We start from the raw sequence: 12,554 nt of genomic DNA, 5'->3' as shown, positions 1-12,554 counted from the left end.
AATCGTGCCAGAAACGCTAACGACAGATGATAGTGTTTCTGATCCTTTAAATCCGGATGGTGACGACCTGCATCGGAAGCCTTCCGAAGCGGGTCACACGGAGACAGAAATATCCGGTATATTGGAGCGGATCGCCAGCGATCTTCATCAATCGCGCAGCTTATCTTCAAATCCCCCCAAACAGGTTCCCGCGTGGCAGGAAATCGGGAAGGCTGATGACTGGCTGGACGAAGCGCGGGAGGTGTGCGCTAATGCGTCTAGTGAAGCGGCAAAAGCGGCTGAATGGTTGCTCGATAATGACTATCAGGTTTACCGGACGATCCGCCAGATCAAGGAAGATTTGCCGACGAGCTTCTACAAGCAACTGCCTGCACTAGAGGTTGATGGCGAGGCGGGATATCCGCGGGTTTATTCTCTGGCCCATGCACTGATCCAAACCACGCATCTGCAGATTACGCTTTCTTCAACCGTTGAATTCATATGTGCTTATCAGCGCGCTCATCCGCTAAGCATTGCCGAACTTTGGGCCTTCCCCACCATGTTGAGGATTGCGTGCCTCGAAATCATGGTGAATTCCCTGTGTACGATATTTGACGAGCGCCTTGATCCGCCGTTCGCGCCATCGGATGCCGCGACCATAGAATATTCGCTCGACGATACCGAACTCGTCGCAAGATCTATCTCCAATCTGTCCCTCATCGGGTCGATTTCATGGAAGGATTTTTTCGACCGAACTAGCCTCGTAGAGCGCAATCTTAGTAGCGACCCTTCCGGTTTCTATTCGAAAATGGATTTTGAAACCCGCAATAGATATCGCCGTGCTGTTGAAAATCTGGCGTCCTATAGCGAGCGTGACGAGCCGAGCATTGCGCTAGAGGCCGTCAATCAGTCGGCTTTGGCAAACACCGGAACCGCGGGACAACATGTCGGGCACTGGTTAATTGGCGAAGGCCGCTCACTTTTCGAGAAACATCTGAGCATAGTGCCGCCATTGGGGCTAAGGATCAGGCGCGCGGCCATTGATAATGCCGGTAAGCTATATGCCTTGGCGTTGTTTGTGTTTTTGGCAGGCGCTTTGATGGTTCCGACCATCTATCTCTACCTTATTCAAGCCAATACACTGGCTTTTGCCGGATCATTGCTCGTGATGTTCATCCCGGCCTCCGTTATCTCCATGTCTTTGGTGCAGCGGTTGGCGACCATGATCGTACCGCCAAGAAGCTTGCCCAAGCTGGATTTTACAGATGGCCTGCCACAGGATTGCCCCACAATAGTGGTTATTCCAGCGCTCGTTGCTTCAAAACAGGAAGTGCGCGGGCTGGTTGAACAGATTGAAGCGCACTGGCTTTCGAACAATGACGACAATTTACAGGTCGCGTTGCTCGCTGACCTGGCCGATTCCGAAACCGAGATCATGGAGGGTGATCAAGAGATTATCGATCTGCTCGTAAGCGATTTTCACAGGCTCGAGCGCAAGCACGGCAGTGGCGGGAAAGGGCGTTTTCATTTTCTTATGCGCCCTCGCAAATTTAATGAATGTGAAAATTGCTGGATGGCCTGGGAACGTAAACGAGGCAAGCTGGAGCAATTTAACAGACTGTTGGTTGACGGCGACGATAGCGGTTTTTCGGTTCATGTGGGTAATCGCCCATCGTTGAATAATATCCGTTTCGTTGTCACTGCCGATGCGGATACCATGCTGCCATCGGCATCGGTGGCCAAACTTGCCGGTACGCTTGCACATCCGCAAAATATTGCCCGATTTGATCCGCAAACCGGTCGGATCATATCGGGATATTCCATATTGCAGCCGCGCGTGGAAATGGCACCGCAGAGTGTCGGGCAAACCTTTTTTACCCGGTTTTTTGCTGGAGATACCGCAATTGATATATACAGCCGCGCGGTTTCCAATGTCTATCAGGACCTGTTCGGATCCGGCATTTTCGTCGGCAAAGGCATTTATGATGTAGCCGCTTTTCACCGCAGTGTGGACGGCCGTATCCCTCAAGATACGATACTCAGCCATGACCTGCTTGAAGGTTCACTGGGCCGGGCCGGGCTTGTTTCGGACGTTGTTCTGTATGAAGGGTTTCCGGACACTTACCTGGAATATGTGAAGCGCTGGCATCGCTGGGTTCGTGGAGATTGGCAGTTATTGCCATGGCTTAATCGCTTGGTTCCGGGGAGCGATGGTCAGAAAATCCGCAACATACTTGACGGACTGGACCGCTGGAAAATTATTGACAATTTGCGCCGCAGTCTTGTCGCGCCCTCCTTGTTGCTCATGGTCACGATCGGTTGGCTTTTCCTGCCTGGAAACCCCTGGTTCTGGACATTTTTGGCCGTGTTCGCACATGGCACGCAATTATTCACCGATTTGGTGACAGGTCTTGCCCAGGGCCGAAGACGCGGGGTAGTGCGTGGGTTATTTGCCCAGTTGGCGGATCAAGGCGGCCGCTGGTTCCTTGCGGTTGCTTATCTTCCCTTTGAAAGTTTTGTCGCCGTCCATGCAATAATTCTCGCGCTATGGCGGCAGATTATATCCCGCCGCAACATGCTGCAGTGGACCTCCGCCGCCCATGAATCCATTCGGCAATCCAAGCGCAATTCTCGTAGCGCAATCTGGAAGCAAATGTCGTCGGGGCCGATTGTAGCAACCGGCTTGGGAGTGGCAATTTTCTGGCACAATCCCAGCTCCTTACCCGCCGCAATACCGATATTATTACTCTGGTTCATTGCGCCTGAGATCACGGTGCGGCTGGGGCGTTTGCGTCATAAACCTGTCCGGCCCCTTCAGGATGGCGACCGTCTTTTCCTTCGAGAAATCGCGCGGCGAACATGGTTGTATTTCGAGACGTTCGCGGGACCAATGGACAATTGGTTGCCGCCTGATAATTATCAGGGTGAACCTTATCCCGAAATAGCGCACAGAACATCACCGACCAATATCGGAATGATGATGCTTTCTAGTGCGACCGCATGGGATCTGGGGTTTCTAGGCGCCGAGGAATTGGCTGCGAGGACAGACAATTGTTATGATACGCTGGACCGGCTGGAAATGCATCGCGGCCATTTCCTTAACTGGTATGATACCCTCAGCCTGCAACCTCTGGAACCACGCTATGTTTCGGTTGTGGACAGTGGCAATCTCGCGGGCTGTTTTATCGCGATGATATCGCTCTTTCGGGAAATGGAGAAGGCGCCGGCTATTGAACCGCAAAGATGGTCGGGAATAGACGATGTTCTGCGGTTGTTGGCGGCAGGAGCCGGTCGGGTCGAAAGCGGCGCGACGGCTCTTAAATCGATCATCGCTTCGCTACAGGATAAATTACCCCGTCTGGCGGAAGATCCGGTGGCCTTGCATTCCGGGCTGACCGCAATATGCAAAAGCCACGTAGCCGCGATAGAAAAGGAAATTGCGGAACTGGCCGCAACACCCGGATCAATCTCAACCGAAACCTTGCGAGAATTACATTCGTGGTTTGATCGATTGCGATATCATTTATTGTCTATTCAGCGCGATATAGAAAAATTTGCGCCATGGCTCATGCTGGAGTCTCCGCCATCAAGTCTGAAAACAGTTTTCGCGGAGATTGTCACCCTTCTCAGCGGCAATCGCGAAGAACTGCGGTTTGAACAAGCGCGGGCAATGCTGCTTTCAGCGGCAGGAAATGAAGCGGACCAGAGTTGGTCAGGATCTTGCCTGGCGGCCATAGAATCAGGACAAAAGCATCATCGTACGCTCGTGAAAAAGTTGCAGAAACTGTCCCAGCGCACTGCCGTCTATAAGGATAGTATGCAGTTCGCGCCGCTATATGACCGCGACCGCCGCCTGTTCAATATCGGTTACAATGCCAGCGCGGACAAGATCGACCCGCATCATTATGACCTGCTTGCCAGCGAGGCCCGGTTAGCCAGCTATATCGCGATTGCAAATGGTCAGGTACCGATGGAACACTGGTTCCATCTTGGCCGCCCGGTCATGCGTCACGGCAAAGGGTTGGCCCTGGTATCGTGGAATGGCTCGATGTTTGAATATCTGATGCCTCGCCTGTTGATGCGAAGCGGACCCGAGACGCTGCTTTACGAGAGCGAGAAAGTCGCGGTTCTTGCTCAGCAGGATTATAGCCGGGAAACCGGAACTCCCTGGGGTATATCGGAATCTGCCTTTGCTGCGCGCGATCCCGAAAACCGCTATCAGTATCAGGCTTTCGGTGTTCCCGGACTTGGACTGCGCCGCGGCCTGGCCAAGGACACAGTGATTGCGCCTTATGCCTCTGCTTTGGCGCTCCATGTCTTTCCTGCCGATTCGGTTGATAATATGCGAAATATGGTCAGTGCAGGATTGTCAGGGCTATACGGCTTGTTCGAAGCGGCCGATTATACCGAAGAGCGACTGGAAAGCGGGCAACGGGTCAATCCGGTCCGAGCCTATATGGCCCATCATCAAGGAATGGCGCTATGTTCCATTGGAAATATCTTGTGTGATGACATTCTGGTCAAGCGGTTCGAGGGCGATCCCCGGATGCGGGCTGTATCGCTGTTGTTGCACGAAAGGGTTCCGCAGGAACTCCCCTCCGAAGTCGAGCGGATCGAGAGTGCCGATCTCGCCAGCCGCATATTGGGAGCTGGCCTGAAACCCCAGACATGGGTGCCAGCGCTGGATACCGTTTCTCCGCAATCGCTTTTGCTTGGCAACGGTAGTCTTTCTGCCTGCATTTCAACGGGCGGCGGCGGCGGTTTGTGTTGGCGGCACAATGCACTGACCCGGTTTTTGCCGGATGGAACGCGGGATGGTGATGGTCTGTGGGTATATTTCAGCGACAATGAAAGCGGGAATATCTGGTCGGCAACGCGACAACCCACGAACCGGCTTCCAGAGCAATATGAGGTCACATATCATTCTCATCTCGCCGAGTTTCACAGGCGGGATCATGACATCAGTGTCGGGATGGAGGTTTGCGTCGCAGCAGGTGATGATCTGGAAATCAGACGACTTTCAGTCACCAACCTTGGCAATAGTCCGCGCTCGCTGAAATTGACTAGCTATGGGGAGCCGGTTCTGGCTCCTGCTCTTGATGATGACAGGCACCCGGCGTTCAGCAAATTATTTGTCGGCAGCGAGTTTGTTCCGCATCTGGGCGGACTTTTGTTTAAGCGCCGTCCCCGTAAGCCCCAGGATGCTTCACCTGTATTATTGCATTTCATTGTTTGCGAAGATGGGCCAATGCAGCAGGTGCGCTATGAATCGGACAGGCGCAAATTTATTGGTCGCAATGGCAGCCTGAGAAGACCCACAGGCGCGAGTGCTGATCTATCAAACAGCAGCGGGTGGACACTTGATCCCATCATGTCATTGCAGATTGAATGCGATCTGGAACCCTATGAACGCAAGGAAATTTGTCTTGTCACGATTGCAGCGGCGACCCGGGAAGGGGCGATGGAAATTGCGGAACGCTATGCCAGTTTACCCTCGCTCGAATGGGCGATTGATGATGCAGCCTCTGCCGCCGTCCATGAAACCGAGCGGCTGAACATTTCCAGTCAACTTGCCGAAATCCAATCGCTTGGTTCGCTGATCGTGTATCCTTACGGAAAATTACGCGGAGCGGCAGAGAAGATCCGGGAAAACCGGATTGGTCAGCCCAGCCTCTGGGGTATGGCAATATCGGGTGATTACCCCATATTGCTGTATAAGGCAGATCAGGGGGCGGACAAGCTATTGCCGCTGCTGATCTCGGCGCACCAGTTTTGGCGAAGACAGGGTGTGGAAATCGATCTGGTCATCATGCAATCGGCTGCAACCGGCTATATCCAGCCCGTGCGGGATGATTTGATCGATTTGCTACAGGACATCGACGCGCAGTGGATGCTGGGCAGAAACGGCGGTATTCACCTGCTGTTTCTGGATCAGATCGGAGCGGATCAGGCCCGGTTGATCGAAGCTCTTGCCCGCGTCGTGCTGGATGACCGGGCCGGTTCACTTGAAGAGCAGCTGGATCGTGCCTTTCGTCCTCCGCAGGCCTTGCCGCATTTTGCGCCCGCCACTTCACCCGTTGATGACGAAGACGTGCCGCAATTGACCCGCCCCGACAATTTGATGTTCGACAATGGTTTGGGCGGGTTTACGCCGGACGGACGGGAATATTGCATCCATCTTGATCCGGACCAGTCAACACCGGCACCATGGGTAAATATACTCGCAAATGATGATTTCGGATGTGTCGTTACCGAAACGGGTGGCGGTTATAGCTGGGCTATTAATAGCGGCGAAAACCGGATTACGCCGTGGACCAATGATCCGGTTACAGATGAACCTGCCGAAGCTCTTTATCTCCGCGACGAGGAAACGGCAGAGATATGGACGCCGACACCGGGTCCGAACGGGCGCGAGACCAGCTGCGAGATTCATCATGGCGCGGGCTATACGCGCTGGCAAAAAATATCCCATGGTCTGGAACAGGACTTGCTCATATTCGTGCCGGTCGATGACCCGGTCAAGATTATCCGATTACGCCTGACCAATCATAGCAAACGCCACCGCAGGGTGACGGCCACCTATTATGCCGACTGGCTGCTCGGTGCACTGCGCAGAGTATCGCGAAACGCGGTCGTCACCCATTATGATCCGGGACAGGGTGCTATCTTCGCCCGTAACAGCTGGAACCCCGATTTTGCCGTGCAACTCGCTTTCCTGACCGCCAATCGATCTGCGCATGGTGTTACAACCGACCGAACGGAGTTTATCGGGCGCGAAGGCGATCTGCGTAATCCGGCCGGTCTAGAGCGTTGGGGTTTTGGTCATTCAGGCCAATCAGATCACGATCCATGCGCCGTTTATCAGGTGCATCTTGAACTGGACCCCGGTGAAACGGAAGAAGTCACGTTTATATTGGGACAAGGCACCGACGAGAAGCAGGCAAGAGCGCTCATAGCGGAATGGAAAGATCCAGCGAAAATAGGTCCGGAATTTGAAAAACTGGCCACCAAATGGGATGATCTTTTGGGCGCAATAGAGGTCCATACGCCGGATAGTGGCTTTGACTTCATGGTGAACCGCTGGCTGCTCTATCAATCCATGAACTCGCGCCTGTTGGCCCGCGCAGGGTTTTACCAGGCAAGCGGGGCCATTGGTTTTCGGGATCAATTGCAGGATGTATTGGCCTTTTTGCATAGCGATCCGAAACGCGCACGCGCACACATACTGGACTGCGCCGCCCATCAGTTTGAAGAGGGCGATGTATTGCATTGGTGGCATCCGCCATCTGATCGCGGCGTGAGGACAAGATGTTCCGATGATTTGGTCTGGTTAGCGCTCGCGACCTGCCAATATGTCGAGGTCACGGGTGATGACACGATCCTTCAGGAAAAAGTGCCCTATCTACGTGCGCCCGAACTGGCGGCGGAAGAAGAGGACAGATATTCCGAATTTGAACGGACACAAGAGAGTTTCAGTATCTTTGACCATTGCCAGCGCGCACTGGAACGCGGATATACCAGCGGCCAGAACGGACTTCCGCTGATAGGGGCGGGTGACTGGAACGACGGTATGGACCGTGTCGGTGATGAAGGTCGCGGGGAAAGCATCTGGCTCGGCTGGTTCGTGATCGTCACGGCCAATGCGTTTGCAGCGCTCAGTCGCAGGACAGGGCAGGACCGGGTCGCGGAATATTGGTCGACGCGAGCCGGTGACATGCTGAACGCTGTGGAGGAATGCGGCTGGGACGGAGGCTGGTACCGGCGCGCCTTTGATGATGATGGACATCCCTGGGGATCCTCAATCAATATGGAGTGCCAGATCGATTCCATATCGCAATCATGGTCTGTATTTGCAGGTGCCGATGCGGAGCGTTCAAAAACTGCTCTGGATGCAGCCTGCCGGGAATTGATCGATGAGGAGCATAATATCGCGAGATTGCTCTGGCCTCCATTCGATAAGGCACCACGCGACCCTGGATATATCAAGGCTTATCCGCCTGGGATCAGGGAGAATGGAGGGCAATATACCCATGCAGCGACCTGGTTTGGCATCGCCCTTGCCCGATCAGGCGAACCCGACAAAGCGATGGCTGTTTTCAACATGCTCAACCCGGTCAGCCGCGTTGCCAATCTTGAACAGGCTGAAGCCTATCTGGTCGAACCCTATGTGGTAGCAGCCGATATTGCGAGTGGAGAGGTCCATGGAGGACGGGGAGGCTGGAGCTGGTATACCGGCGCTGCGGCATGGACATGGCGGTTTGCCGTAGAAGATATATTAGGGCTGAAATTGAAGGACGGTAAACTGGAGATAGGCCCTGTTGTTCCCACACATTGGGAAGGTTATTCCGCAACAATTCGGCAGCCGAATGGATCGATATCCTTAATTGTTAAGAGAGGCGAAGAGATGGCAAGCGCACCGCGATATTTCGTCAATGGCAAACCACAGTCCAAAGGGCTGATCGAATTTCCAAAAGATGGTTCCGAGCGGATTGTTGAGGTCATAATATGATGAAGAAAACCCTTTCCGTCTCGCTCAATCCGGCGATTGACGTTTCTTGTACGGCAGAAAATATCAAGCCAACCGTGAAGATCAGGACTCACGATCAGGTAAATGATCCGGGCGGGTGCGGTGTCAATGTCGCGAGAGTGATCGAGCGTTTGGGCGGAAAGCCGGATCTGCTCTATTTGGCCGGCGGTGTAACCGGGGCCATGCTTCAGGAGATTATTGGCGAGCTATCCGTCATCGGGCATCCGATCCGCGCGTCGGGTGCGACACGTATATCCTATACGGTAAGAGATCTTGAACAGGGGCTGGAATATCGCTTCATCCCGGAAGGGCCGGAAATAAAGGATGCGGAGTTCGAGCAGGCCCTGAATCTGGCATATGAGCTTGATTATGAGTATATCGTTCTAACTGGCAGCCTGCCAAAAAATGCCCCGCTTGATGCCTATGCACAATTTGCCAAAATCGCGGTCGAACGCGGTGCAAAAGTCATTCTGGATAGCAGTGGTCGGGCTTTGAGCAGCGCGCTGAGCCATGGCGGAATTCATCTTGCCAAGCCCAGTTTGGAAGAACTGGAACAACTTGTCGGACGGCGTTTGGACCGGGATCAGGCAGGGGCTGAAGCGATGAAAATCATCAATCGCGGGTCGTGCGAGAATATCGTTGTATCCCTGGGGGCTGACGGTGCGATTCTGGCAAGAAAATCCGGATATTTCCATGCATCTGCACCAAAAGTGAAGACGGGATCAGCGGTCGGGGCAGGGGACAGCTTTGTCGCCGCAATGGTGTTCTCGCTCGCAAATGGAATTAGCGTCGAGGAGGCGTTTCATCTTGGCATTGCGGCAGGGTCAGCCGCAGTCATCACGACTGGCACACAATTGTGCCGCCGTGAGGATGTCCTGCGCCTATACCGAAGGGCGTCGAGCGAACGCGATCAGGTCGAAGTACGAAAAATGCTCGCCGTGCTCGATACGTAAGCGGTTCAAGCCTTGCCCGCGTAGATGAGGTGGCCCGGTGTCAGTCTGGCCAATACCTGATCAAGGTCGGTCTCGGAAAAAGCAAAACAGCCTTGGCTTCGCCCCAGCTTGCCATGCGCTTTGACCATTTTCCGCTCTGCATACCAGGCGCCATGAATAACGATGGCTCTGGCTTCTGCCAAATCATTGCTTGGATCCAGACCCTTCAGGCGCTGGGACAGCCCGTGTTTGCCAGTATAGGTGTTGCTCGTCAGATAAGCGCCGCCCGACGAAGCTTCTGATCCTGGCACGTTGGAAAAATTCTTGAGCCAGCCGGTATGCTTGGGATCAGATCCCTTACCATGTGCAACCAGCAGTGACGAAACTTTTCCGCTTTCCAGATCAACGATATGAAAACGCGGCTTCGCGGAATGAAGGGAATAGTCGGCGATACCAATGATATCCGTGTGGAGCAGCGACTTTCGATGCTGCGCCATTGCGGCCTTGGCTTTCGCAAGCAGGCGGGGATTTAGCGAATTGGGCAATGCAGCCCATGCGGGGCGAGCCATCAATCCGGTCAATCCGACCAGCGACGCGCCTATAAAATTACGGCGATTCATAAAACAACCCTATCCTATCAAAGCTTTCTCTTGCATTAAGTAACTATACTTATTGTGGGGTGGAAAATGAGTTGGAACAAGCAGGACATGAGATATTTCATTGTATTATTTACCGTATTTTTTATTTCCCCCGCAGCTTTGGCACAATCAGACGATTATTTTTTCTGGTCTGACAAACAGCTCGATGACCTTCAGGAAATCGTGGATAGCCTTCCCTCTCAAGGACTTGGCCATTGTAACATAGCCGATTTTTCTACCCCCAACTCTTCCAGTGAACCAATGCGGCGATCACGTGATGCCACCCTTGCCGCCAATCAATTGATCCAGGCCCATTTACTTGGCTGTTCATCAAATTCGGACCGCCTCTATTGGCATATAGAGGATGACGACAAATTGATGGAAATGCAGCCCTTGTTGATGCTTGCCCTGATAACCGATCAGGTGAAGCCATTTTTCAATGCCCTGCAGCCTTATAACCCGAATTATGGGCAATTACGGGATGCTTACGCGAAAGAAGAGGACCCCGGAAAGCGCCGGATTCTTGCCGAGAATATGGAGCGTTGGCGGTGGATGCCGATGTATCTTGGCCGTAAATATCTGATGGTCAATATAGCCAGCTTTGAAGTGTCCATGTGGGAAGATGATCAAAAGATTGAAACCTGGCCCGTCATCGTCGGCAAACAACAGACAAAATCCCCGGTATTCGAAGCCAGTGTCAGCGGCGTCGTTCTGAACCCCTGGTGGGAAATTCCAGCCTCGATTGTCGCAGAGAGTGTTGGTTCCATGCTCCGCAATCGCCCTGCGGAGGCTCGGCGCAGAGGCTATGTCATCCAGAACGGGCGCTATCGCCAGCGGCCCGGGCCGGGCAATTCGCTCGGACAGATGAAGCTGGTTATGCCCAATCCTTACAGTGTTTATTTGCATGATACGCCCAGCAAGAGCCTATTTGCCAATCCGGTAAGAACATATAGTCACGGATGTATTCGTGTGGGCGGTGCTATTGATTTCGCCAAATTCCTGCTGAATGATGTGGCGACCGCTGAAGAAGTCGACGACATTCTAACCAGTAGAGAAACGACTACTGTCAGCATGAATGAATCCATCCCGATTTATATCACCTATTTCACAGCCGAAGGGGCGGACGATGGCTCCATCCGGTATTTGCCCGACGTGTATCGCCGGGATAGCAACGAAATTGCACAAAGCGAAGCGAGAACGGATTGCCCGGCTTGATGACACTAAAAGTGCATTGGCCTGAACACTCGGAATGTTTTGCGGGTTATTTCATGAGGGGATTGTCTGACATAGCGCTGTATATATGGTAACACAGCCCCGCTTCACATTATTCTATATCCCGGAATGTAAACCACGAGGAAAGTTATGGACGGTCCCAAGGTCGCTGCACATGACAAGTTCGTATTTCCATTAACAGTTTCGAAGGTGATACTCGCCGTCGGCGTCGTTGGCGGGCTGGTCTTGTGCTACCTTCTTGCCGTTCCGTTCATCCCGGCAATTGTCTGGTCCGCGACATTGGCTTTGCTCTTCATTCCGCTTCAGGTGCGGCTTGAGAAAATCATAGGCTGGCCGAGTATTGCAGCCAGCATATCGATATGTGTGGCAGCCATTATCGTTGTGGCTCCGGCGATTATCGTTTCAACTATTCTGCTGAGAGAAGCACTTCACGGATTGACGATAATTTCCGAAACACTGGGGTCCCGTACTTTGGCGGAATTGTCATCTCAAAGCCCGGCAATCGCGGCGACGATAGATAGGGCGAGTGGATGGATGAACATGGCTCAGATTGTGGAGAATGTGCAAGCTTCGCTCACTGACTGGAGCGGTAATTTCATCCAGGGTTCGATCATGGGACTGATCACCTTGCTGATAACATTTTTCTTTCTTTTCTATATGCTGCGCGACCGGGACAAAGTCCGCGAAACGCTGAAAGACATTTTGCCGTTCTCGGACAACCAGTTTGCGATCCTTCAAGGGCGCGTTGTCGATACCGTATTTGCCTCTGTGTACGGAACACTCGCGGTTGCAGCGCTTCAGGGAACATTAGGCGGCCTGATGTTCTGGTGGCTTGGACTGCCGTCGCCTGTTTTTTGGGGTGTGCTGATGGGATTGCTGGCAATCGTTCCATTTCTAGGCGCGTTCATTATCTGGGTGCCAGCCGCAGTGTTTCTGGCATTGTCCGGAAATTTTGTGGCGGCCATCATATTGACCCTCTGGGGCACTATCGTAGTCGGCCTGATCGACAATATAATCTATCCGATCCTGGTCGGTGGGCGATTGCAGCTTCATTCTGCCGTTTCTTTTCTGGCGATCATGGGCGGTCTTGTCCTGCTTGGACCGTCAGGGATTGTGCTGGGGCCAATCATCGTCACTGTGACACTATCGATGATGTCGATGTTACGGGAAAACTTGCACAGGCCGCCGGACTCTACAGCTACGCAGATTGATGAAGCTGGGGGCGAAGCGGTGCGCTGATGTTTG

The 12,554-nt window shown here is 53.2% G+C and carries 5 protein-coding genes; 4 read left to right on the top strand and 1 reads right to left on the bottom strand.

Going from position 1 to position 12,554, the window contains the following annotated elements:
* Positions 1-4: 4 nt before the first annotated feature.
* Together VIN76_RS03200 and VIN76_RS03195 are read left to right on the top strand one after the other, a co-directional pair.
* Positions 5-8,488: a GH36-type glycosyl hydrolase domain-containing protein gene (locus tag VIN76_RS03200; protein WP_332040372.1), complete on the top strand. Its 8,484-nt coding sequence runs from the start codon at positions 5-7 to the stop codon at positions 8,486-8,488.
* Complete coding sequence (locus tag VIN76_RS03195; protein ID WP_332040371.1) at positions 8,485-9,459, top strand: 1-phosphofructokinase family hexose kinase; 975 nt, start codon at positions 8,485-8,487, stop codon at positions 9,457-9,459. Before VIN76_RS03200 ends, VIN76_RS03195 begins: the two co-directional genes overlap by 4 nt.
* 5 nt (positions 9,460-9,464) lie before the next feature.
* On the opposite strand, the gene VIN76_RS03190 is transcribed toward VIN76_RS03195, so the two are convergent.
* Entirely contained in the window at positions 9,465-10,058 is a 594-nt protein-coding gene (locus VIN76_RS03190) for a murein L,D-transpeptidase catalytic domain family protein (protein WP_332040370.1), read from the bottom strand.
* Between the two features lie 66 nt (positions 10,059-10,124).
* Here VIN76_RS03190 and VIN76_RS03185 point away from each other — a divergent pair, with 66 nt between their 5' ends.
* Together VIN76_RS03185 and VIN76_RS03180 are read left to right on the top strand one after the other, a co-directional pair.
* Positions 10,125-11,291: a L,D-transpeptidase family protein gene (locus VIN76_RS03185; RefSeq protein WP_332040369.1), complete on the top strand. Its 1,167-nt coding sequence runs from the start codon at positions 10,125-10,127 to the stop codon at positions 11,289-11,291.
* Positions 11,292-11,438: 147 nt separating this feature from the next.
* A complete protein-coding gene (locus tag VIN76_RS03180) occupies positions 11,439-12,548 on the top strand; it encodes an AI-2E family transporter (RefSeq protein WP_332040368.1) in 1,110 nt (369 codons plus the stop codon).
* Positions 12,549-12,554: the final 6 nt, after the last annotated feature.

The sequence above is a fragment of the Parasphingorhabdus sp. genome, from assembly GCF_036568145.1.
GTDB lineage: Bacteria > Pseudomonadota > Alphaproteobacteria > Sphingomonadales > Sphingomonadaceae > Parasphingorhabdus.
The sequence above is the reverse complement of the archived record's forward strand: the minus strand, read 5'-3'. Positions and strand labels throughout refer to the sequence as shown.

Coding starts and splice junctions, on each gene's coding strand:
- VIN76_RS03180 (WP_332040368.1), top strand. CDS start 11,439: ATGGACGGTCCCAAGGTCGCTGCACATGACAAGTTCGTATTTCCATTA.
- VIN76_RS03190 (WP_332040370.1), bottom strand. CDS start 10,058: ATGAATCGCCGTAATTTTATAGGCGCGTCGCTGGTCGGATTGACCGGA.
- VIN76_RS03195 (WP_332040371.1), top strand. CDS start 8,485: ATGATGAAGAAAACCCTTTCCGTCTCGCTCAATCCGGCGATTGACGTT.
- VIN76_RS03185 (WP_332040369.1), top strand. CDS start 10,125: ATGAGTTGGAACAAGCAGGACATGAGATATTTCATTGTATTATTTACC.